This window comes from Bacteroides sp. OM05-12 (assembly GCF_003438995.1).
GTDB lineage: Bacteria > Bacteroidota > Bacteroidia > Bacteroidales > Bacteroidaceae > Bacteroides.
In genome coordinates this window covers 26,631-47,742 of the sequence record NZ_QSUN01000020.1, presented here as the reverse complement: position 1 = coordinate 47,742, position 21,112 = coordinate 26,631, and the positions used below count along the sequence as shown (strand labels likewise).

The following is a 21,112-nucleotide window of genomic DNA, read 5'->3' as shown; positions in this document are numbered from 1 at the left end:
GTCAGATGGCATTATTTAATATTGTCAAGCGTTATATTCAATCCGGTCCGGAGTTGTAATGTTCCGGAAGTGATGATAGTATCTCCAACGTGCAACCCATTGATGATTTGCACTTGTGTGTCTGTTCTCAATCCGGTTTTTACTTCTACCGGCATTGATTTGCCGTTTTTGTATAGGTAGACTTTGCTTTTACCCATTTCCGGAACGATAGCTTCCGAAGGAATGGCGATTGCGTTCGGTATCTCATGCATTTTTATTTTAATGCTGGCAAAACGGCCCGGCAATAGCTTGGTTCCTGTATTGGGATAAAGTGCCCGGACGGAAAGTGTACGGCTCGCAGGGTCTACTTTGGATTCTGTGGCATAGACAGTTGCATCAAAATCTTTTAGATAACCGTCTAAGGAGAATGTCAGCCTTGTCCCTTTTTTTATTTCTTTGGCATATCTTTCCGGTACGGAGAAGTTTATTTTAAGAGGTGATATTTTGGTTAGTTTGGCTACGATGGTAGTGGGAGAGGCGTATGAACCGACACTGACTTGCCGTAAACCGATGATGCCATCGAACGGGGCTCGTAGTTCGGTTTGTTGTATATTGGCTTTTATAAGGTCAATATCTGCGTTAAGTGAAGCAAGATCGGTTTTTACTTGTTCATAGGCTTCCTTGCTGACCGCATCTTTCACTAAGAGGGCATTTTGGCGGAACACGCGGTCTTCTGCCAATTTCAACTGGGCTTGTAGTTTCTTTAATTGCGCTTGTAAGGGGCGGTCGTTGATTTTTGCCAGTAATTGCCCTTTTTGCACGGTAGAGCCTTCCGTGAAGTTTATGTCCGTTATCTTACCGGATGTCTCGAATGATAAATCCACCTCTTCATCAGGAATAAGGTCACCATTTGTGTAGATGTCATCGGTCATAGCTTGTGTGCTGATGATTAAAGCATTTACATTTAGTGCTTTATTTCCGTTCTTATTGGATTTGTTTACTACTTTTTCAGGAGAGGCTGCCGAATCATTTCGGGTAGGTTGTATGATGAATGCATAAATACCCCATCCCGTTAAACCGATGCAGATGAAAGCAATAAGTCCCCATTTTGTTTTCTTGTTCATCTTTGATATTAAATTATAGATTCAGTATCATTACTGGAAAAATAACAATTAATAAATTTTAGACCGTTTCAATGATAAAAGGTTTATTCGAACAAGGCAAAATAATGTTAATAGGCGGCCCGGTATTTGCCTTCTTCTTTATCTTCCAACATATTTAAATAAGAAGAGTATCGGGATTCACTTATCAGATGTTCCTCTACGGCCTTTCTTACGGCACATCCCGGCTCATGAGTATGCGTGCAGTTATTGTATTTGCAGTCTTTGGAAAATTGAAATATTTCTTTGAAATAATGTCCTACTTCTTCTTCTTCCATATCGAATGTGCCGAAGCCTTTGATGCCGGGAGTATCGATTATGTATCCGTCTCCATCTATAGGGAACATCTCTGAAAAGGTGGTTGTATGCATCCCTTTATTATGGTAAGTCGAGATAGCTCCTGTTTTTATGTTTTGTTCCGGTAGTATGGCATTGATTAGGGTGGATTTCCCTACTCCGGAATGACCGGCAAACAATGTTACTTTGCCTTGCAAATCTTTTTTTACCGCGTCAATTCCTTCACCGTTTAGTGCTGAGATCTTAAAACAAGGATAGCCAATGTAGGTATATAAAGAAATAAGATTATCCAAATAATGAAGTTCTTCTTCGCTATAAGAGTCTATTTTGTTGAATATTAATTTTACAGGTACTCGGTATGCTTCTGCGGAAGCGAGGAAACGGTCGATGAAGATGGTTGAAGTTTCCGGATAGTTGATTGTTACGACCAACATACATTGATCAAGATTGGCAGCAAGAATATGTGATTGTTTGGAGAGATTGGAGGCCCGTCGAATAATATAGTTCTTTCTGTCTTCTATTTCAGTAATGAAAGCAGTTCCTTCATTGTTAGCTATAATCTGTACATGGTCGCCCACCGCAATAGGATTTGTACTCCGAATTCCTTTTAAACGGAAGTTACCTTTTATCTTACATTCAATTTCTTTACCTTCTTCAGTCTTTACAAGATACCAGCTACCGGTACTTCTTATAACTAATCCTTTCATTAATTGCGTATTGGGAAAATGATTAAGGATGTAGCAGAATACTTTTGCCACATCCTTGTCATTACTTATTAAACAGTCATAATCTCTTTATCTTTTTCTGCAAGCATTTCATCAATTTTCTTGATGTACTTATCATGAATCTTTTGCAATTTGGCTTCTGCGTCTTTCTCGCTATCTTCGGGCAGACCGTCTTTCAATCCCTTCTTTAATGCATCTATACCATCTCGGCGGGCATTTCGAACACTGATTTTAGCCGTTTCACCTTCACCTTTGCACTGTTTTGACAGTTGTTTACGGCGCTCTTCTGTCAGAGGAGGAATCCCAATACGGATAATTTCGCCATTATTTTCGGGAGTGATACCTAAATCGGAATCAATGATTGCCTTTTCTATGGCACGAAACATACTTTTATCCCAAGGTTTGATGGCGATACTACGTGCATCCGGAGTTGTTACCGCTGCGACATTACTGATGGGAACCAAGCTTCCATAAGAGTCTACTCTGATTCCATCTAATAGTCTGGTACTTGCTTTTCCTGCACGGATATGAGCCAATGCTTCTTCCAAGTACATGATGGCCATATCCATCTTCTCTTGTGCTTCGTTGATGCAAACGTTTACGTCAATCATAATTTATGCTTTTTATTAGTTATTCTTTCTATCTTCAATGGAACAAAAATAAATGATTTTTTGGTCTTCTGCAAATACTTAGACGTATTTCATGTTTATTTTCATGCTTAAAGATATGCGAATGTTTGTCTTTTAATTATGAACTAATGTACCGATTTCTTCTCCGAGGATAACTTTTTTGAGATTGCCTACTGTATCCATGTCGAATACGACTATGGGTAGATTATTCTCTTTGCACATGGTGGTAGCCGTCAAGTCCATAACCTTTAACCCGCGATGGTAAATTTCATCGTAAGTGATTTCTTTGAACTTGGTCGCGGTTTTGTCTTTTTCGGGATCTGCCGTATAAATTCCGTCTACGCGCGTACCTTTTAACATAACATCGGCTTCAATTTCTATGCCTCTTAATGAAGAACCGGTATCCGTCGTGAAAAAAGGGTTGCCTGTTCCAGCGGACATAATAACGATTTCTCCGTTTTCCATGCATTCGATAGCTTTCCACTTGTTGTAAAACTCTCCGATGGGTTCCATACGTACCGCAGTAAGTACTTTGGATTTAACTCCGGTAGAACCGAGTGCGGAACTTAATGCCAGGCTGTTAATAACGGTTGCAAGCATTCCCATTTGGTCTCCTTTTACGCGGTCGAAACCTTTGGATGCTCCGCTAAGCCCACGAAATATATTTCCTCCTCCGATGACGATACCTATTTGTACGCCCAATTCATGGATTTCTTTGATTTGTGCAGCGTATTCCGCTAAGCGTTTTTCGTCGATTCCGTATTGTTTTTCTCCCATCAGGCTTTCCCCGCTTAATTTCAGGAGAATTCTTTTGTATTTTACCATAATAGTTTTGAATTTATTGGTTACAAACATACGAATTTCTTATTTAATAATCGGTGTAAATGTTTTGCTTTTTGTTGTCTGTTGATTTTTCTTCCAAATAGAATTTTAACTCGTTCTTTATACGTTGTTACATTTCTAATAAATATGCTAACTGTTTATTATTTTTCCGCATCACCGTTTTCAGTGATTATTTTCATATATTAAAAAATATTATGATATAAATGATAAAAACTTCTTCTTTTTTATTCCCAAAATATAAAATAATTAAAAAGTAATAATTATATTTGTCCCGACGAACAAGCTACTATGCTCTGAATGAACTTTTATTTGTTAAAAAAAGAGCAGTATGTTTAACGATTTCCTCGGGGATTATAACACATTTAATATTTAAAATTTAAAAGTTGATTTATTATTATGAAAAAGTTTTTATTTATTTTGGTAGGAATGTTTTTATTGCAAACAACCTATGTTGCAGCACAAGAAATGACAAAAGAGGAAAAGAAAGCTGCTAAAATGGAAGCAAAAGAGGCAAAGAGAAAAGCGAAAGAAGAAGCAAAGGAAATGAAAGAACTGGAAAGTGCGGAAAAAGCAGAGGCCAAAGCAGAAGCTAAGGATATGAAAATTGCTAAATTGCGCGCTGACTATGAGAAATTCATGGAGAACTATAAGCCGATTGAACCTAATTCAGGTTTGGCAAATGTAGATAGCTTCTTCGTTCATACGAACGAACTTTTTGCAAGAATGAAAGGTGTTGAGGAAAATATAGGTTTTATTGAAATTAATACCCGTTACGAAGCTGATGAGGACGGTGATACAATTACGATAATGGATATAAAGAACAAGCAGACAGGTGAGGAAATTAAAAAAGCAGATGCGTTGAAGACATATAGCATGGCTTCTTTGGAATTGACGACAGCTTCGCTTCAAGCAACAAATCTGGCTTTGGAAGGCCCGCTTGCTTTAACTGATTTGGCTTCCGACCCGTTAAAGGCAATGACTTTAGGTAAGAAAATTAAATCATCAATGAAAGCTATTAAAATGTCTGCTCAATTGATTCCATTGATTCAAAGAGGAATTAAGGAAAATTCTGAGGCATTGAAGCAAGCTAAAAATAACTAATAGATTATTATTAAGTGATGAAAAGAATATTAGGAGCTTTTTTGTATTTGGTCTGTGGCGTTTTTGTTGCGTTACAAGCTCAAGATTTAAATAAAACATCCTTAGTTTTACGTATGGGTGATTTTAAATCTGTAGAACCTCTCCATGAGAGGTTCTTGGATATGATTAAGGCCAAAGTTGGTGAGGTTGCTACAGCATCCGGTCGATTCACGGTTTTGGATGATGAAATGGCAAGTGCAGAAAGCCAATATATGATGCGTGAAGATTTTATGGACCTCCCGGATGAAAAAAGAAGAGAAATTTTGGAAGGTTTATTAAATGATTATACATTGCATTGTAATATTACCAAATGTAAATTTACAAAGAAAACAGGTGGTGCAAACGGCTATACTTGTGTGGTAACCTTAAAGCTATCTGTGGTAAATGCTGCTTCTGATAAGGCTGAGGTTGCCGATGAAAGGTCTTTTGTCAGCAACTTTAAGAATATGATTGTGAAAAACACAAAAGATGCAGCATTGGACGACGCTCTGCAATCCATGACTGAAAAAATGACGAATTACTTCGTTAATAATTTTGCAGTATATGGTACCATAACAAAGTATGATGGAAATGAAGTTGTTATTAATTGCGGACAGAATCAAGGAATAAAGAAAGGCGATACTTTCCAAGTGAAATATGTTACAATGGCAAAAGACGGGACGCAGACAAATGTTCCTGTGGGTATCATTAAAGTAAAGGAAATGATGCCGGACGGTACATCCACATGTGGCATTAGTGATGGAAAGGATGGAATAATCGAAAAATTCCAAAATTCGTCCAGTACTAGCTGGTTGCAATGTAAATTGATTCTTAAATAAAGTAGTAAGCTATGAAACTGAAAATTTTATTTCTCTTTTTTGCTTTATTCTCAACAGGTTATCTGTGTGCTCAGAAAGTGAAGCCGGTAAACTATGGTGGTTCTGTCAATCTGGTGAAAGAGATTGATGCGAATAATGTAGTGATTCGTGCTTTAGGTTATGGAAAAAAAGAAGCAAATGCCCGTGAAGATGCTGAGATCAGAGTAATGCGTGCGGTTTTATACGTAGGGTTTCCCGGTCATAACAAAATGATTAGTGAGCCGGAGTCTTCCGTAGAAGCTAAGCATGCGGATTTTCTTTCAAATTTCTTTGAAGGAAAACGCTACAAAGATTTTATTACGAGTGTTGTATCTGTCGGTAGTTTGGCAAAAGTGAAGGGACAGAAAGTGAAAAGTATGCCGTTTGACATAACTGTAAACTTAAAAGCTCTGCGACAGAACCTGATCGAAAATAAAGTAGGAGGAGGACTAGGATTTAGATAATTTTCCTTTGATATAAATGTTTGGGAGTCTTGTCTTACATAGAGTTTTTTATGCAAGACAGGACTTTTTATTCTTTTTTAATCAATAAAATATAAGATATGAAGAAACTTATTTGGTTAGTGTTTGCATGTATGTTGGCTTTGCCCGGATATTCACAGGAATCTGCAACACGCGGTACGGCTAATAATGTGAGACAACCTAATGTTATTGTTGTTCCTTATGCAAAAGAGGGACAAGATGTGCGTCAGCTAATAGAGAATAATCCGTTGGTCAGTAGGGCTGTTAGTAAAGTGAAAGAAGAATTCGGCAACCGTGGGTTTACGACGAAGGATTTCGTTACTCTGCTGAAAGCAAGTAAAAGAAATGATATAATTTCTGCAACGACGGGTGCGAAGAGTGACCCGGTTAAAGATGTCGTGTTAGAATCAAAAGCAGATATATCTGTAGAGGTGAAAATCTTTGTGAACAAGCACGCGAATGGTTCTTCGGAAGTTAGTCTGGAACTGCAGGCTGCAGAAGCTATTAGTGGTGAATCTTTTGCTAATGCAAGTTATACGAGCGATAAGTTCATAACGCAGGATTCTTTGAAATTAGCGGAGAGAGCTTTGGGTAAGGTGAACGATGACTTTTTCACTCAACTTCAAAACGGTTTCAATGAGATGATGGAAAAAGGACGTAATTTGAATGTAAGAATCGAATTGGGTCCTAATAGCGGCATTGATCCGTATACGGAAATGAAGACGGGAAATGATTTGGAAACGGAACTTCAGGATTGGCTTTCCAATAATTCTTATGGAGGCAATTATGATATTAACAGTTCTGATATGGTGATTGACATTTCCATGAAAGTGCCTATTTATGACCAGGTAAGTGGAAAACCTTACAATGTAACGAAAGTGAGAGGACCATTGATCTCTTTCTTAAAAGGATTGCTCACTTCCGAAGAACATGAACCTAAAACAAAAGCTAGCTCCGGTCAGCAAATTTGGATTGTTATTCAATAATACTGGTAGAGTATGAAGAAAATAAAGATTTTATTTATCCTGATATTGGGATTATCTGTACATATCCACGCTCAAGATGCGATTAATTTTACTGCGGTAGAACCTGTTGAGGGCGATATGAGTCAGCAAGTGGCGAACGCTTTAAAACTGAAAGTGGAGCAAATCCTTTCTCGCAATGGTGCCGGAGCTACGTCTATGTACAATGCCTTCGTGGTTGAACCTCAATTGAACCTTTTAGAGGAGATGAGTACAGAAGGATTAATCCGTAATGTATCTCTGATTAAGGCAGAGTTGACTTTGTTGGCGAAGAATGCATTGGATGGTAGTTTGTATGGTAGTATAGTTGTCCCCATCAGTGGTAACGGTAAAGGCTCAAAGGACGAAACATTACGTGCGCTCATAGCCAATGTTAAGGCTACGGATTCGCAGTATGCCCGTTTTATCCGTAACGCCCGTCAAAAGGTTATTGATCATTATACACAGAACTGTGGAACAATTGTTCAGAAAGCTCAGGTGATGATTAATACGGGAAAATGTAATGAAGCGATAGCTTATTTAGGTTGTGTTCCGGAAACAGTACCTTGCTATGAACAGGCTTCCGAAGCATTGGTTCAGGCATATGGACTTGCGAAGAACACGGAATGTGAGTCGCAAATATTAATGGCCCGTAACTATTTGATCCGTCATAAATATGATGAGGCGTTAGATGTCTTGACAAAGATTCCTCAAAGCAGTAATTGTAATGCAGAGGCACGTGCCTTGACAGACTCCGTTCAGAAATATATCAATATTCCTCCGGAAGTAATTGAGGTGGAAAAGGAAGTCATCAAAGAGGTCCCCGTAGAGAAGGTTGTAGAGAAAGAAGTTATCAAAGAAGTTCCGGTAGAAAAGATTGTTGTTAAAGAAGTACCGGTTGCTGCTCCTGCGGCTTCTGCTCCGGCTCTTAATGCCAAGATTAATATTTCTTGTCCGGATTTGGAATTTGTACTTTTGTCTTGTACAGGCAGTGAAAGTCAGCAACGGATTACAATAACGGGGCGTATCACTAATAAATCACGCGATAGAGACGGTGGAGAAGTCCGTATTATGAGTGCCATAGATTCGGATGGAAACACTTATTCCGATTGCAGCTCTACCGTTGGGTATTACAATACCAAGAAAATGCCTTATGGTATACCTTTGAAAGAATCTTTCTATGTAAATAAAGTATTTGACCGACTTGGATCTTTGGTACATGTCGAATTAAGGATTCGTGGATGCGAGGTTATTATCAAGGATTTGCCGGTAGTGTGGAAATAATAAAAAAGAAAGATTATGAATAAAAGAATAACGATAACGTCATTTTTGCTGGTAGTGCTTTTGTCTTCTGTCTCCGCCCAATTTAAAGTGGTGGAGAAGAGTGCAAAGAAAGCTCCTGTCTGGTATCAGAAGATGGTAGAAGACTATTTGATCGTTTCTGCTCACGAACCGACTTTGGAGGCTGCTCAGGCTGCTTGTTTGCAGGAAGTTAAGAAGCAAATAATCCAGGCTGTCGCTCAAAACATTACTTTTGCGGAGTCAAGTAATATGAATCAGAAGCTTGAGAATGATGAAATAACCGAGTTTGTTGATACTTATAGCTCCAGTACGGATGTAAAAGCAGCAACAGTTCCTTTTGTGCAAGGTATTTCATTGTCTAAAGTCGAAGAGTTTTATTGGGAGAAGTTGCAGGATAAAAAGACGAAGCAAGTGTACTATGATTACTCTATCAAATATCCTTTTACTCGTTTGGAACTAAAGAAGTTGGTGAAAGATTTTGAAACAAGAGACAAGAAATATGAAGCTCAATTGGTGGAATTGGAAAATCATTTGAACGAAATAGAATCCTTAGAGGATATTCAGGCTTCTATTTTGAAGATTGATCCCTTGGACGAGTATTTCTTTGATTCTATGCGTAAGAAACGGGTTTCTTCTTTGCGCCAGTCTTACAAGCAGTTGTATAATATGATTTCGATTCAAGGCAATACGACAAGGTTTGGAGAATATGAGTGTCATTTGGTTTTGCAGGGCAATCCTATTGCCATCTCTACAATGCCGAAATTGAAGTCCAACTGTGCTTCACAATTGGCAGCCCGCAGTGAAGATGGTGGCAAGACCATCCGTATTCTTTATGATGCGGCCGATTGTTTGGAAACCGAAGAGAATTTCGTTGAGGCTACTTTCCGATTGAACAACAAGCCGGTCAGTCATAAATTCTATATTGACGTGAAAGGTCAGAAGATGACGGTAATGCCCGAAGGTAAGGTTTATCTGACGGCAGAAGCAGAGACGGACTCAACTTTGACCAATGTAAAAGTCCGTATGACTTTAAATTCCCGCTATGCCAACTCTTTTACTGTTCAAAATATCGCTCTTGAGGTTCCGGGACTTGTCAATACTTTAATCAAAAATGATATAAATGTTCCTTATCAGGGTGTCGGTACATATGTTTTTGAAACAACCGCCGAAGGTGATTGGAAAAGAGCTCCTATTAACGCCTATCGTATAGCCTTCATTAAAGGTTCTATGGAAATAAGAAATGATCAAAGCGGGGAAGTTTCCCGTATTCAAATTAATTTGCCGTATGTGGCGAATTGGAAATAGAAGTATTAATTATAAAATCGGAAGAAGTATGAAGACAATGAAGTTTATTTTATCTTTGACAGTCGCAGTTTTGTTGATGGCAACTCCTGCTTTTGCACAGCAAACAACGAAAGAACTTAAAAAGGAATTGAAAGCAAAAGCCAGCAAAGATATTCGTAAAGAAGCTAAACAATACGAAAAAGATGGTTGGCGTTCGGTTGCCGGAAGCTTGCCTGTCGCAAAACAATTAGAACTGGCTCAAATGGCTGCAATTGAAAAAGATGAAGATGGTGGTAATCGTTATTACATCGGTCGTGGAAAAGGTATCGGCGGTAACTATAAAGCAGCAAAGGCTGTGGCATATAATCAGGCAAAGATAGACTTGGTGACGAGTGCGATAAGTGATGTTGAAGCCAGCGAGAAAAGCGATATGTCAAATGAAGATCTCGGTGAAGGAGATGTTATCTCATCAGACGATATGGATAAGAGCAATAAGATTCAGTCTGAATTTTCTATTAAGGATATCATTCCGGTAGTAGAAATTTATCGTGAGTTAAGCAAAGGACGTTATGAAGTGGAAATGACAGTGAAGATGGATGCTGCCGACGCAAGAAAACGTACTAAGCAAGCTCTGTATTCTAAAAAGAATAAGTAATCTTTTCAAGATTAGAGAGGAAAAGGGAATGCTCATTTATTCGGCATTCCCTTTTCGGTTTTATCAGGTTATATGATTTCTGTTAGCGGATATTTTAGCATACGGTCCGTTGTTGACAAACGATAGGAGTTTGTCAACAACGGACCGTATCTTTGTTATCAATCGACCTGATGTTTTTTTTAATCATCTCGGTAATTTTAAAAAACATCGGGATGTTTGTAGAAAAGTATCCGGGTAGATTTTTACAGACTTTACCGGTGCTTTTCTGCTTGTTGACGCAATTTTAAATTGGTTTTATTTGCCTTCACCTCTTCACTATTTGTAGATAAGGGACTGACTTGCAGTTGATAAAAGTGAAGGTACTTTTTTGTTGGGAATAGAGGGATGAAAATTGATGTTTTCTTCTTTTTTTTGTAATAAGTATAAACAACTGCATACATTCATTAAAAGAAATAAAGATGCAAATGATTCCTCTGTTTTTATACTTATCTTTGTAGGACTAAAAATTAGACTAAAGGAGGTTTAAATGAAGTTTCGTTACATTTTATTGGTGTTATTGATGCTGATGCCGGTTTTCGTACAGGCTATGTCTGACAAAGACATTATGGAGCAGGTAGAGTATGCTATTGCCAATGAAGATTGGGAGGTAGCGGAAGAAAATTATCGTATAGCCGTATCGGAAAATACGGAAGAAGCTGAGCTTTTCTTTTGGAAACATACAGCGAATGATACCCTTTTTAGCAGTAAGATGGCACTTATATTGGGAGACCATTATAAGCGGGCATGCAATTATAATAAAGCTCATGTATTTTATGACGAACTGATAAAGCTTCAACCGGATGATATAGACGCTCTTTTGGCTTGTGCCGACTTGAAAGCGCAAAGCGGAAAAGAAAAAGAGGCTTTGGAGCTTTATGAAAGAGTGTTGTCTTTGGATGTGAATAATTTGCCGGCTAATATCTTTATCGGGAATTATTATTATTACTATGCGGAAAAGGAGCGGGCGGAAATAGAACATTCCTATTCAAAACTTCGTGTGCCCACTAAGATGCAATATGCACGTTATCGTGAGCATATCAATGATTTGGTAAATTCCGACTATGCAAAAGCAAAAGGGTATTTGCAGCGCGTGATTGCTCTGTTCCCCTCTTTTGAAGTAAAGAAAGTGCTCGATAAGATTCGTATGGTTGAAATGGAAAATGCGCGATAACTTTCCTCTTATAAGATGTAACTGATTTCCTTGAAAGCATAAGAGCGCTCCATGCCGTCTTTATCGGCAACGACCAATAGTCCGGATGGCTCAACCCTGATGATACGTGCGGTGAATTTACCGTTTTTATCTGAAAACCCTGCGAATACCTCTTTGCGGAATAATGCGTTGTAATATGTTTGGGATATGCTTTCCATATATCCGGATTGTATCTTCTTGTAATATGAATCCAAACGGCAAAGAATGTTTTCAAGGATGGAATTGAGATCATGCTCTTTTCCGGTTATTTGTTTGAGTGATACTGGGTTGGGGGCAGAACTGTGGAAAGCTTCCTGATTAATGTTAATGCCTATACCTGCAATACTTTGAGATAGGTAACTGCCTTGTAAATCGTTCTCTATCAATATTCCGCATATCTTTTTGTCATTCCAGTAAATATCATTCGGCCATTTGATGCTGAAACCACTGCCGTACGTATCCAATTCTTCTTTTATGCTTAAAGATACAACCTGGGATAAGATAAACTGTTCGTTGGCTGGTAGGAAAGACGGAGTCAGCAGTAGGCTGAATAGCAAGTTTTTCTTCTCTTCGGATTCCCATGAATTACCCCGTTGCCCTCTGCCTGCTGTCTGAAAGTCTGTGGATATCACAGTGAACTCTTCCGTAGCCTGTGTGTTGCATAATGTCCGCAAGTAACTGCTGGTAGAGTTCGTCTCTTTTAAATGTATCCGTTTAAAAGGAAAATCAGGATAGTGCATCGTATTCGGCTTTTAGTTTTTTCGTGAATTTCTTTATTACTTCTTCGTAAGAATGGTCTATCAAATGTTTGATGAGCGTTTCATTCACATCACTGTTCAGTGAAACTTGGTTCCAGTATTTTTTATTGAAATGAAAAGCACCGTCTATCCCGTTATAACGTTCCCGAAGCTCTATGGCATATTCTGGTTCGCATTTCAGGCAGATATGGTTACTTCCTTCCAGGTCAATCAGAATGAACATTTTCCCCATCACCTTGATTACAAGAGTCGTATCATCAAAAGGCAGACATTCTTCCGTACCTTTCTTCTGCAAACAGTATTCTCTTACGGTTTCTATATCCATCGTTAAATTCTTTATTACCAAATGGGCGGATAAAACGCTTCTTTGATATGCTCTATTTTAAAATTATTTTTATCTCCTACTACTGTTATAATGTCAAAACGAACTTGGCAGTCCAGGCTGAAACACCTGAGATAAGCATCCGTCGCCGATACGATTCTTCTGATTTTCTTTGTGTCGACAGCATCCTCCGGCATTGCGTATGCCGTATCTTTACGGCTTTTTACTTCCACAATAATAAGATTATTTCCTTTTTCTGCCACAATGTCCAGTTCTTTGCGTCCACTTCGCCAATTACGGTGCCGGATGTGATAGCCGTGTTCAATTAGAAATTCGGCAGCGGCGTTTTCCCCTTCATTTCCGAATGTATTGTGTTCTGCCATAAAATGTTTTTGCAAAAATAAGCTTTTTATCTTTTGAAATTACAGAAGTAAAACTAAATTTGCAGAGAATATGAGAAAGAGTGTGAAGAAACGTGTTAAAGTGACACCTGCAGAGCCCCGTCGGCATACAAGGATGGTATGTTTGATGAGTGAGGAAGAACAGCAGATTGTGGATCGTTATCTGGAAAAATATAAGATAACGAATAAGTCGCGTTGGCTTCGCGAGACTATTTTGATGTTTGTCTACAAGAATATGGAAGAAGACTATCCGACACTTTTCGGAGAACATGATATGCGTCGTTGAATTATGCTGGATGATACTTATTTTATGAAACAGGCGTTGATGGAGGCTGATAAGGCTTTTGCGCGTGGCGAGGTTCCTGTCGGGGCTGTTGTTGTGTGCAGGGAACGCATCATTGCCCGGGCGCACAACCTGACGGAAACGTTGAATGACGTCACCGCTCATGCCGAAATGCAGGCTATTACTGCTGCTGCCGATGTGCTTGGCGGAAAATACCTGAATGAATGTACCCTTTATGTCACGGTAGAACCATGTGTGATGTGTGCCGGTGCTATTGCTTGGGCGCAGACCGGTAAACTGGTATTTGGTGCTGCGGATGAAAAACGGGGATACCGTCGGTATGCTCCGGAGGCTTTGCATCCTAAAACAGTTGTGGTGGATGGTGTCTTGGAGTCTGAATGCGCCGATATGATGAAGAACTTCTTTCGAAATAAACGTTAGCCGTGTTGTTTAACCATCTTATAGGTTATTTCCGATCATCTTTTACTTCTTCAAAATCTACATATTCTCCTTCATCGTCATCGAATATTTTCTTACGATTGTGTGCTTGGGAGGATGAGTCATTATTGTAACTTTCCTTTTCATTCCGGCGATAAGAGTCTTGATAAGTACGGTTTTGTTGACTGTTCTGTGAAGTCGTTCTGCGTCCAAAGCCGAAAATCAGTCTTAGCACGCCTCTTATGAGAGACAAGCCGATGACGAGCACTATTATAATGATGAAAAAGAAAAGTCCCAATATCGTTGACATAAGTTTATTCGTTTAATCGTTTCTTCTGATGATGGTAATACAACAAGTATGCCATAGTTTTGTTTATCCTTTCTTTATTGTCACAACAGAAAGGAAGATATACCATGCTATAACCGCCGCAAAGCCACTTACTCCAAAAAATACGAGCAACGGGATACAAACGAGAAGAAATATGAAGCTGACTTTATTATCTTTCCATGTCAGGTTTTTGAACTTTAAAGAGAACATGGGTATTTCTGAAATGAGAAGATAGGAGAATAAAACCACCAGAATGAAAAGATAGATGGCATTGAAAAAGTCGGATATAAGAACATCATGCGTTCCGGCTATCAGTGCTCCCCAAAACAAAGCATTGGCAGGGACCGGCAGTCCGATGAAAGAACTGGTTTGTCGGGTATCGATATTGAATTTGGCCAGTCTTAATGCTGAGAATACCGCAATAAGGAAAGCAGTGTAGGGCATGAAGTCTTTAATTCCCATAAGCATTTCCGGATAATGTACCTCTTTAAATAAAGAGAATACCATTAACGCAGGTGCAATACCGAAACTGATATCATCTGCCAATGAATCCAGATCCTTTCCGATGGGCGATTTGGCATCCAATAAACGGGCAAGCATTCCGTCGAAGAAGTCGAATACGGCGCTTAGTATAATAAAACCGATTGCTAATTCGTATTTAGCTTCAAAAGCCATTACGCTGGCAATGCATCCCGAAAACAAATTCAGGCAGGTAACCGTGTTTGGTATGTGGCGGGTGATACAATTTGCCATGATCTTTTCTTTATTTCAGTTTTGCAATGACGGTTTGATTACCGATTGTCAGTTGTCCCATACGGACACATATTTCAGTACCTAAAGGTAAATATACATCCACTCGCGAACCGAATTTAATGAATCCCATGTGTTCGTCGATATAACATTCTTCTCCGGGTTCGGCGTATGTCACGATTCTTCTTGCCATTGCTCCTGCTATCTGGCGTGCCATAATCTCTACACCTTCGGGAGTTTCGATAATAACCGTTGAACGTTCATTTTCCGTACTGGCTTTAGGCAACCACGCTTTCATGAATTTTCCGTTCTGATGAGAAACGTGTTTAACTGTGCCGTCTACCGGATACCAGTTGGCATGCACGTTGAGAATACTCATAAAAATAGAAACCATTATGCGTTTGTCATGAAAATATTCATGCTCTTCCACTTCCTCGATAACGACAATTCTTCCGTCTGCCGGGGCTACGACTATTTTCTCGGTTTCTTCTCCGAATAATCGGATTGGGCATCTGAAGAAGTTAAGCACTAATCCGTAAACGATAGCACTGGTAGCAACTACCAAATAGAATGGAATTTTACATTCAAATACATAAAAGAAGAAAGCGTTGACGGCAATAAGCAGGATCAAAGCTCCCACCAGAATATGTGTACCTTCTCTATGTATTCTTATCTTTTTTAATTTCTTTAGTCGACCCATGAGTCATGAATATATATTTTATAGTCTGCAAAAATAAACTTAATTTAAAAATGTAGCAAATAAATGCGGTTAGAAATACTTTTTTTAGCTTCATTTCCATAAAAAAGTGTGGTTGTTCATAACTTTTGTAACTTCATTTTGCTCATATATTAAAAGTGGAGTATCTTTAGACTCTTTTTGAAGCAGAGTGTAAAATACAGTTTTTGAAATATATATGCAAGATTTTGTTCATTTACATGTCCACACCCAATATTCTATCCTGGATGGTCAGGCGAGTGTCTCAAAGCTCGTAGACAAGGCGATAGGTAATGGGATGCGGGGGATAGCTATAACCGATCACGGTAATATGTTCGGCGTGAAGGAGTTCTTCAATTATGTAAATAAGAAGAACAGCGGCACGAATGGTGAGATAAAGACCCTGAAGAAGAAGATTGCTGCGATAGAGAAGGGAGAGGTGGAATGTGAAGATAAGGATGCCGAACTTTCTGCTTGTAAAGCGCAGCTGGAAGAGGCGAAAAAGAAACTTTTTAAACCGATTATCGGTTGTGAGATGTATGTGGCCCGTCGGCGTTTGCAGGACAAAGATGGTAAACAAGACCAAAGCGGTTATCACCTCATTGTATTGGCAAAGAATGAAAAAGGTTACCATAATTTAATTAAGTTGGTCTCTAAAGCGTGGACAGAAGGTTTTTATATGCGTCCGCGTACGGATCGTGTGGAACTGGAGAAGTACCATGAAGGACTTATTGTGGCATCTGCATGCTTGGGAGGTGAGGTCCCGAAGAAAATAACGCAAGGTCTGTTGAATGATGCGGAAGAAGCAATCCAATGGTATAAAAACCTTTTTGGAGAAGATTACTATCTGGAACTGCAATTACATAAGGCTACTGTTCCCCGTGCCAATCATGAAGCATATGGATTACAGTTAAATGTAAACAAGCACTTGATAGAATATGCCAAAAAGTACGATATTAAACTTATTTGCACCAATGACGTTCACTTTGTAGATGAGGAGAATGCAGAGGCTCATGACCGCCTGATTTGTTTAAGTACGGGGAAGGATTTGGATGATCCGAACCGTATGCTCTACTCCAAGCAGGAGTGGATGAAGACAAAGGAGGAGATGAACGAAATCTTTGCTGATGTACCTGAGGCATTATCTAATACGGTGGACATTTGTGACAAGGTAGAGTTCTATTCCATAGACCATGCGCCGATTATGCCGACATTTGCCATCCCGGAAGAGTTTGGAACGGAAGAAGGATATCGGCAAAAGTATTCTGAAAAAGATTTATTTGATGAGTTCACCCGGGATGAGAATGGCAATGTAGTCTTGAGTGAAGAAGATGCGAAAGATAAGATAAAGCGTTTGGGCGGTTATGATAAACTGTATCGTATTAAGCTTGAAGCGGATTATCTGAGGAAATTGGCTTTTGATGGTGCGAGAGAACGGTATGGTGAGGATATGAACGATGAAACGAAAGAACGTTTGAACTTCGAGCTTCACATTATGAAGACGATGGGTTTCCCGGGATACTTCCTTATTGTGCAGGACTTTATCGCTGCCGGACGTGCCATGGGAGTTTCAATCGGTCCGGGACGTGGTTCTGCCGCCGGTTCTGCCGTTGCTTATTGTTTGGGGATTACAAAGATAGACCCGATTAAATATGATTTGCTGTTTGAGCGTTTCTTGAATCCGGACCGTATTTCTTTGCCTGATATTGACGTGGACTTCGATGATGACGGTCGCGGGCAAGTGCTTCGTTGGGTAACGGAGAAGTACGGAGCAGAGAAAGTAGCCCACATCATTACTTATGGTACGATGGCTACCAAGCTAGCTATTAAAGATGTGGCACGTGTGCAGAAACTGCCATTGTCCGAATCGGATAGATTGGCGAAATTAGTTCCTGATAAGATACCCGAAAAGAAACTGAATCTGCCGAATGCGATTGCTTATGTACCTGAATTGCAGGCGGCGGAAGCATCCAATGATCCTTTGGTAAGAGATACCATTAAGTATGCCAAGATGCTTGAAGGCAATGTTCGTGGTACGGGTGTGCATGCTTGCGGTACGATTATCTGTCGTGACGACATAACGGACTGGGTTCCCGTTAGTACGGCCGATGACAAGGAAACAGGCGAGAAGATGCTGGTTACCCAATATGAAGGCTCTGTCATCGAAGATACGGGATTGATAAAGATGGACTTTTTGGGACTGAAAACCTTGTCCATCATTAAAGAAGCGATTGAAAATATTCGTCTGAGCCTCGGTATTGAGCTGGATATCGATAAGGTCTCCATAGAAGATACTCCTACCTATAAACTATATAGTGACGGTAAAACCATCGGTACATTCCAGTTCGAGTCTGCCGGAATGCAGAAATATTTGCGTGAATTGCAGCCTACTACGTTCGAGGACTTGATAGCCATGAATGCTCTTTATCGTCCGGGTCCGATGGACTATATTCCGGATTTTATCGACCGTAAGCACGGACGTAAACCTATCGAGTATGACATCCCTGTGATGGAGAAATATCTGAAAGATACGTATGGCATTACGGTCTATCAGGAACAGGTCATGCTTCTATCCCGTTTGCTTGCCGACTTTACGCGTGGAGAGTCCGATGCGCTTCGTAAGGCGATGGGTAAAAAGCTGCGTGACAAACTGGATCACATGAAGCCTAAGTTTATCGAAGGAGGGAAGAAGAACGGTCACGACCCGAAAATCCTTGAAAAGATTTGGGGGGACTGGGAGAAGTTTGCTTCCTATGCTTTCAATAAATCGCACGCTACTTGCTATTCTTGGGTGGCTTATCAAACAGCCTACCTGAAAGCCAACTATCCGGCGCAGTATATGGCTGCTACAATGAGCCGGAATATCTCAAATATTACCGAAATCACGAAGTTGATGGACGAATGTAAGGCTATGGGAGTCCCCGTGCTTGGACCGGACGTCAATGAAAGTAATCTGAAGTTTACCGTAAATAAGAGAGGAGATATCCGTTTCGGTATGGGAGCCATTAAAGGAGTAGGTGAAGCTGCCGTACAGGCGATTATCGAAGAACGCAATGCGAACGGTCCGTATAAGGGGATATTTGATTTTGTGCAACGTGTTAACCTAAGCGCATGCAATCGAAAGAATATAGAGAACCTGGCTCTTGCCGGTGGATTCGACAGTTTTACGGAGTTAAAGCGTGAACAGTATTTTGCCGTAAACAGTAAGAACGAGACATTCCTTGATACATTGATACGCTACGGTAATAAGTATCAAATGGATAAAGCTGCTGCCGCGAACTCTTTGTTCGGTGGCGAGAACGTAGTCGATATTGCTACTCCTGAAATTCTTCCGGCTGCGGCATGGAGTGATTTGGAACGCTTGAACAAAGAGAAAGAACTTGTAGGTATCTATCTTTCTGCCCATCCGCTGGATGAGTATTCCATCGTATTGGAAGAGGTATGCAGGACACGCATGGCCGACTTGGCGGATAAAGCGGCACTTGCCAATCAGGATTTGACAATGGGCGGCATCATTACCAATGTACGTGAAGGCTATGGCAAGACAGGCAAACCATACGGTATTGTTCGTATGGAAGACTATTCCGGATCTGCCGAACTACCTTTCTTTGGCAATGACTGGATTGAATGGAGAAACTATTTGGCGGTTGGAATGTTCTTATTTATAAGGGCAAAGTGTCAGCCCCGTCAATGGAAACCAGAGGAGTTGGATATTAAGGTGACTTCTATTGAGCTGCTTACCGATGTGAAAGAGAAAAGTATTGAGAAGCTGACGATTCTTGCCCCTCTTTCAGCATTGAATGAGGAACTTATATTGGAACTGTCTTCTTTGATTAAAGATCATCCGGGTAATGCGGAGCTTTATTTTAAGGTGAAAGATGCCGATGGTCAGATGGGAGTAGACCTGATGTCTCGTTCCTTAAAGATTTCCGTTCAAAAAGATTTAATAACATATTTAAGAACGAAAGCAGAACTTGATTATAAGATAAATTAGTATATTTGCATCATCTGAAAACAATTAAAAAGAAAAATAGATTATGGCTTTAGAAATTAAAGATTCGAACTTTGAAGAGTTGTCACAGAACAACGAACTTTTGGTGGTAGACTTTTGGGCTCCATGGTGTGGCCCTTGTAAGCAAATTGCTCCTTATGTAGAGGAATTGGCAAAAGAATACGAAGGTAAAATGGTAGTAGGCAAGTGTGACATTGATGAGAATCCGGATCTACCGGCACAATTCGGTGTTCGTAATATCCCTACCATCCTATTCATCAAGAACGGTGAAGTGGTTGATAAATCAGTCGGTGCATTGCCAAAGAACAAGTTGCAGGAAAAGTTCGAGGCATTGGCATCTAAATAAGAGTATAAGTATACATTATTAAATAAGAATATTATGGGACTTGAAGACGATTTCTTATTGGAAGACGCAGATGATGAGAAGACGATTGAGTTTATCAAGAATTATCTGCCTCAAGAGTTAAAGGGTAAATTCTCTGATGATGAATTATACTATTTTCTCGATGTAATGGTTGATTATTACTCTACGAGTGGGTGTCTGGACGCTCAGCCTGATGCTGATGGATATATCAATATTGACCAAGATGAAATCGTGGACTATATTATTCGCGAAGCCAAGAAAGACGAGATGGGTGAATATGCTTCGGAAGATATCCTTTGGGTAGTCCAAGGAGAGATGGAGTATGGAAACTCACTTGGTCAGGTAGAATAAAGAACGTTATCTCTTATAAAACAAGAACACGGCTGTTCCCATTAGGACGAATCCTAATACGCCATAGAACAGCCGTGTTTTTTTTCTTCCCAGACTCCGTGTCAGAAACTGCGCATTCTGTGCGGAGAAAAACCATTCCCAGTCAAGCAAAGCCGCCAATAGGGAGATGATACCTGTCAAGGCGAATAAAATCTGTACGAAGTATTGTGCAAACATAAAACGGTACGGGGGCTTTTATAGTTTCCTCGGTAGGAGGCATTAGTTTCATATATTGTGGAACTCTTGTTTCATATTTTATGAAACTTTTGTTTCTTATTTTGTGGAACAATAGTTTCATATATTATGGAACAAAAAGTTCCTAAGGGAGAACCGAATGAAACAAACGGTTCCCGTTGACTTTTCTTATAGGGTTATCACACGGCTTCCGTCTGCTTGTTCTTCAATCGTCACTTTAACTGCATCCATCGGTAGAAGCTCTTCTATCAGCTCCGGCCATTCGATGAAACAGAGAGCACCGCTGTAGAAATAGTCTTCATAGCCAAAATCGAATGCTTCCTCTACTTTGTTGATACGGTAGAAGTCGAAATGATAAATCAGCTCTCCGGCTGTTTCGGAACGATATTCATTGATGATTGCAAATGTGGGGGAGTTGATGACGTCCGTCACGCCCAACTCTTCGCATACGGCTTTTATGAAAGTAGTTTTACCTGCACCCATCTTTCCGTAGAAAGCGAATACGGTATTGTCTCCCATTGCTGCGATGAACTGTTTGGCAGCATCATGGATGTTATCTAACGAGGTAATCTTTATTTCCATCTTATTTAGTGTT

At 39.8% G+C, this 21,112-nt stretch carries 25 protein-coding genes; 13 read left to right on the top strand and 12 right to left on the bottom strand.

What is annotated here, in order from left to right:
* Positions 1-11 precede the first annotated feature (11 nt).
* The 4 genes from DXB63_RS13645 to pyrH all read right to left on the bottom strand — a co-directional run bounded on the left by DXB63_RS13645 (position 12) and on the right by pyrH (position 3,615).
* Complete coding sequence (locus DXB63_RS13645) at positions 12-1,103, bottom strand: efflux RND transporter periplasmic adaptor subunit (RefSeq protein WP_122126966.1); 1,092 nt, start codon at positions 1,101-1,103, stop codon at positions 12-14.
* Positions 1,104-1,210: 107 nt separating this feature from the next.
* Positions 1,211-2,143, bottom strand: coding sequence for a ribosome small subunit-dependent GTPase A (gene rsgA, locus DXB63_RS13640; RefSeq protein ID WP_122126965.1), 933 nt, complete (start codon positions 2,141-2,143; stop codon positions 1,211-1,213).
* A 68-nt stretch (positions 2,144-2,211) separates the two neighbouring features.
* A complete protein-coding gene (frr, locus tag DXB63_RS13635) occupies positions 2,212-2,772 on the bottom strand; it encodes a ribosome recycling factor (protein WP_122126964.1) in 561 nt (186 codons plus the stop codon).
* A 132-nt stretch (positions 2,773-2,904) separates the two neighbouring features.
* Positions 2,905-3,615 carry a UMP kinase gene (gene pyrH / locus DXB63_RS13630; protein WP_122126989.1) on the bottom strand — a complete coding sequence of 237 codons (711 nt, stop codon included), beginning with the start codon at positions 3,613-3,615 and terminating at the stop codon, positions 2,905-2,907.
* 414 nt (positions 3,616-4,029) lie between these two features.
* Between pyrH and DXB63_RS13625 the strand changes: the two genes are divergently transcribed.
* The 8 genes from DXB63_RS13625 (at position 4,030) to DXB63_RS13585 (ending at position 11,543) form a co-directional block, all read left to right on the top strand.
* On the top strand, positions 4,030-4,734 hold the full coding sequence (locus DXB63_RS13625; protein ID WP_122126963.1) for a hypothetical protein: 705 nt from the start codon (positions 4,030-4,032) through the stop codon (positions 4,732-4,734).
* 17 nt (positions 4,735-4,751) lie between these two features.
* Entirely contained in the window at positions 4,752-5,591 is an 840-nt protein-coding gene (locus DXB63_RS13620; RefSeq protein WP_122348277.1) for a hypothetical protein, read from the top strand.
* Positions 5,592-5,602: 11 nt separating this feature from the next.
* Positions 5,603-6,073 (top strand): hypothetical protein, encoded by a 471-nt coding sequence (locus DXB63_RS13615; protein WP_178300668.1) that lies wholly within the window; start codon positions 5,603-5,605, stop codon positions 6,071-6,073.
* 98 nt (positions 6,074-6,171) lie between these two features.
* On the top strand, positions 6,172-7,077 hold the full coding sequence (locus DXB63_RS13610; protein ID WP_122126961.1) for a DUF6175 family protein: 906 nt from the start codon (positions 6,172-6,174) through the stop codon (positions 7,075-7,077).
* A gap of 12 nt (positions 7,078-7,089) precedes the next feature.
* Positions 7,090-8,376: a tetratricopeptide repeat protein gene (locus DXB63_RS13605; protein ID WP_122126960.1), complete on the top strand. Its 1,287-nt coding sequence runs from the start codon at positions 7,090-7,092 to the stop codon at positions 8,374-8,376.
* 15 nt (positions 8,377-8,391) lie between these two features.
* A complete protein-coding gene (locus tag DXB63_RS13600) occupies positions 8,392-9,699 on the top strand; it encodes a hypothetical protein (protein ID WP_122126959.1) in 1,308 nt (435 codons plus the stop codon).
* 28 nt (positions 9,700-9,727) lie between these two features.
* Positions 9,728-10,333 carry a hypothetical protein gene (locus tag DXB63_RS13595; protein WP_122348275.1) on the top strand — a complete coding sequence of 202 codons (606 nt, stop codon included), beginning with the start codon at positions 9,728-9,730 and terminating at the stop codon, positions 10,331-10,333.
* 526 nt (positions 10,334-10,859) lie between these two features.
* Complete coding sequence (locus DXB63_RS13585; protein WP_122126956.1) at positions 10,860-11,543, top strand: hypothetical protein; 684 nt, start codon at positions 10,860-10,862, stop codon at positions 11,541-11,543.
* An 8-nt stretch (positions 11,544-11,551) separates the two neighbouring features.
* On the opposite strand, the gene DXB63_RS13580 is transcribed toward DXB63_RS13585, so the two are convergent.
* From DXB63_RS13580 to DXB63_RS13570, 3 genes are read right to left on the bottom strand one after another with little or no spacing between them, the layout of a single operon-like run.
* Complete coding sequence (locus DXB63_RS13580; protein ID WP_122126955.1) at positions 11,552-12,301, bottom strand: biotin--[acetyl-CoA-carboxylase] ligase; 750 nt, start codon at positions 12,299-12,301, stop codon at positions 11,552-11,554.
* On the bottom strand, positions 12,288-12,644 hold the full coding sequence (locus DXB63_RS13575; RefSeq protein WP_122126954.1) for an MmcQ/YjbR family DNA-binding protein: 357 nt from the start codon (positions 12,642-12,644) through the stop codon (positions 12,288-12,290). Before DXB63_RS13575 ends, DXB63_RS13580 begins: the two co-directional genes overlap by 14 nt.
* A 14-nt stretch (positions 12,645-12,658) precedes the next feature.
* Positions 12,659-13,024 carry a YraN family protein gene (locus tag DXB63_RS13570; RefSeq protein ID WP_122126953.1) on the bottom strand — a complete coding sequence of 122 codons (366 nt, stop codon included), beginning with the start codon at positions 13,022-13,024 and terminating at the stop codon, positions 12,659-12,661.
* Positions 13,025-13,094: 70 nt separating this feature from the next.
* On the opposite strand from DXB63_RS13570, the gene DXB63_RS13565 reads away from it, so the two are divergent.
* Complete coding sequence (locus DXB63_RS13565) at positions 13,095-13,328, top strand: hypothetical protein (protein WP_122126952.1); 234 nt, start codon at positions 13,095-13,097, stop codon at positions 13,326-13,328.
* Between the two features lie 3 nt (positions 13,329-13,331).
* On the top strand, positions 13,332-13,766 hold the full coding sequence (locus DXB63_RS13560) for a nucleoside deaminase (protein ID WP_122126951.1): 435 nt from the start codon (positions 13,332-13,334) through the stop codon (positions 13,764-13,766).
* Between the two features lie 25 nt (positions 13,767-13,791).
* Here DXB63_RS13560 and DXB63_RS13555 read toward each other — a convergent pair whose 3' ends face one another.
* The 3 genes from DXB63_RS13555 to DXB63_RS13545 form a co-directional block, all read right to left on the bottom strand.
* The gene (locus DXB63_RS13555; protein ID WP_122126950.1) at positions 13,792-14,073 is read right to left on the bottom strand and encodes a DUF4834 family protein; all 282 of its coding nucleotides are present in this window, start codon (positions 14,071-14,073) and stop codon (positions 13,792-13,794) included.
* A 63-nt stretch (positions 14,074-14,136) separates the two neighbouring features.
* The gene (gene pssA / locus DXB63_RS13550; RefSeq protein WP_122126949.1) at positions 14,137-14,844 is read right to left on the bottom strand and encodes a CDP-diacylglycerol--serine O-phosphatidyltransferase; all 708 of its coding nucleotides are present in this window, start codon (positions 14,842-14,844) and stop codon (positions 14,137-14,139) included.
* 10 nt (positions 14,845-14,854) lie between these two features.
* Positions 14,855-15,541 carry a phosphatidylserine decarboxylase family protein gene (locus DXB63_RS13545; protein ID WP_122126948.1) on the bottom strand — a complete coding sequence of 229 codons (687 nt, stop codon included), beginning with the start codon at positions 15,539-15,541 and terminating at the stop codon, positions 14,855-14,857.
* Positions 15,542-15,755: 214 nt separating this feature from the next.
* Here DXB63_RS13545 and dnaE point away from each other — a divergent pair, with 214 nt between their 5' ends.
* The 3 genes from dnaE to DXB63_RS13530 are packed head-to-tail and all read left to right on the top strand — an operon-like array spanning position 15,756 to position 20,283.
* The gene (dnaE, locus tag DXB63_RS13540; protein ID WP_122126947.1) at positions 15,756-19,550 is read left to right on the top strand and encodes a DNA polymerase III subunit alpha; all 3,795 of its coding nucleotides are present in this window, start codon (positions 15,756-15,758) and stop codon (positions 19,548-19,550) included.
* A gap of 43 nt (positions 19,551-19,593) precedes the next feature.
* Positions 19,594-19,914, top strand: a complete 321-nt coding sequence (gene trxA, locus DXB63_RS13535) for a thioredoxin (RefSeq protein WP_122126946.1) — start codon at positions 19,594-19,596, stop codon at positions 19,912-19,914.
* A gap of 33 nt (positions 19,915-19,947) precedes the next feature.
* A complete protein-coding gene (locus tag DXB63_RS13530) occupies positions 19,948-20,283 on the top strand; it encodes a hypothetical protein (RefSeq protein WP_122126945.1) in 336 nt (111 codons plus the stop codon).
* Positions 20,284-20,289: 6 nt separating this feature from the next.
* On the opposite strand, the gene DXB63_RS13525 is transcribed toward DXB63_RS13530, so the two are convergent.
* Together DXB63_RS13525 and tsaE are read right to left on the bottom strand one after the other, a co-directional pair.
* Positions 20,290-20,499, bottom strand: a complete 210-nt coding sequence (locus DXB63_RS13525) for an immunity 17 family protein (protein WP_122126944.1) — start codon at positions 20,497-20,499, stop codon at positions 20,290-20,292.
* A gap of 186 nt (positions 20,500-20,685) precedes the next feature.
* Entirely contained in the window at positions 20,686-21,099 is a 414-nt protein-coding gene (tsaE, locus tag DXB63_RS13520; RefSeq protein ID WP_122126943.1) for a tRNA (adenosine(37)-N6)-threonylcarbamoyltransferase complex ATPase subunit type 1 TsaE, read from the bottom strand.
* Positions 21,100-21,112: the final 13 nt, after the last annotated feature.

Coding starts and splice junctions, on each gene's coding strand:
- DXB63_RS13645 (WP_122126966.1), bottom strand. CDS start 1,103: ATGAACAAGAAAACAAAATGGGGACTTATTGCTTTCATCTGCATCGGT.
- rsgA (WP_122126965.1), bottom strand. CDS start 2,143: ATGAAAGGATTAGTTATAAGAAGTACCGGTAGCTGGTATCTTGTAAAG.
- frr (WP_122126964.1), bottom strand. CDS start 2,772: ATGATTGACGTAAACGTTTGCATCAACGAAGCACAAGAGAAGATGGAT.
- pyrH (WP_122126989.1), bottom strand. CDS start 3,615: ATGGTAAAATACAAAAGAATTCTCCTGAAATTAAGCGGGGAAAGCCTG.
- DXB63_RS13625 (WP_122126963.1), top strand. CDS start 4,030: ATGAAAAAGTTTTTATTTATTTTGGTAGGAATGTTTTTATTGCAAACA.
- DXB63_RS13620 (WP_122348277.1), top strand. CDS start 4,752: ATGAAAAGAATATTAGGAGCTTTTTTGTATTTGGTCTGTGGCGTTTTT.
- DXB63_RS13615 (WP_178300668.1), top strand. CDS start 5,603: ATGAAACTGAAAATTTTATTTCTCTTTTTTGCTTTATTCTCAACAGGT.
- DXB63_RS13610 (WP_122126961.1), top strand. CDS start 6,172: ATGAAGAAACTTATTTGGTTAGTGTTTGCATGTATGTTGGCTTTGCCC.
- DXB63_RS13605 (WP_122126960.1), top strand. CDS start 7,090: ATGAAGAAAATAAAGATTTTATTTATCCTGATATTGGGATTATCTGTA.
- DXB63_RS13600 (WP_122126959.1), top strand. CDS start 8,392: ATGAATAAAAGAATAACGATAACGTCATTTTTGCTGGTAGTGCTTTTG.
- DXB63_RS13595 (WP_122348275.1), top strand. CDS start 9,728: ATGAAGACAATGAAGTTTATTTTATCTTTGACAGTCGCAGTTTTGTTG.
- DXB63_RS13585 (WP_122126956.1), top strand. CDS start 10,860: ATGAAGTTTCGTTACATTTTATTGGTGTTATTGATGCTGATGCCGGTT.
- DXB63_RS13580 (WP_122126955.1), bottom strand. CDS start 12,301: ATGCACTATCCTGATTTTCCTTTTAAACGGATACATTTAAAAGAGACG.
- DXB63_RS13575 (WP_122126954.1), bottom strand. CDS start 12,644: ATGGATATAGAAACCGTAAGAGAATACTGTTTGCAGAAGAAAGGTACG.
- DXB63_RS13570 (WP_122126953.1), bottom strand. CDS start 13,024: ATGGCAGAACACAATACATTCGGAAATGAAGGGGAAAACGCCGCTGCC.
- DXB63_RS13565 (WP_122126952.1), top strand. CDS start 13,095: ATGAGAAAGAGTGTGAAGAAACGTGTTAAAGTGACACCTGCAGAGCCC.
- DXB63_RS13560 (WP_122126951.1), top strand. CDS start 13,332: ATGCTGGATGATACTTATTTTATGAAACAGGCGTTGATGGAGGCTGAT.
- DXB63_RS13555 (WP_122126950.1), bottom strand. CDS start 14,073: ATGTCAACGATATTGGGACTTTTCTTTTTCATCATTATAATAGTGCTC.
- pssA (WP_122126949.1), bottom strand. CDS start 14,844: ATGGCAAATTGTATCACCCGCCACATACCAAACACGGTTACCTGCCTG.
- DXB63_RS13545 (WP_122126948.1), bottom strand. CDS start 15,541: ATGGGTCGACTAAAGAAATTAAAAAAGATAAGAATACATAGAGAAGGT.
- dnaE (WP_122126947.1), top strand. CDS start 15,756: ATGCAAGATTTTGTTCATTTACATGTCCACACCCAATATTCTATCCTG.
- trxA (WP_122126946.1), top strand. CDS start 19,594: ATGGCTTTAGAAATTAAAGATTCGAACTTTGAAGAGTTGTCACAGAAC.
- DXB63_RS13530 (WP_122126945.1), top strand. CDS start 19,948: ATGGGACTTGAAGACGATTTCTTATTGGAAGACGCAGATGATGAGAAG.
- DXB63_RS13525 (WP_122126944.1), bottom strand. CDS start 20,499: ATGTTTGCACAATACTTCGTACAGATTTTATTCGCCTTGACAGGTATC.
- tsaE (WP_122126943.1), bottom strand. CDS start 21,099: ATGGAAATAAAGATTACCTCGTTAGATAACATCCATGATGCTGCCAAA.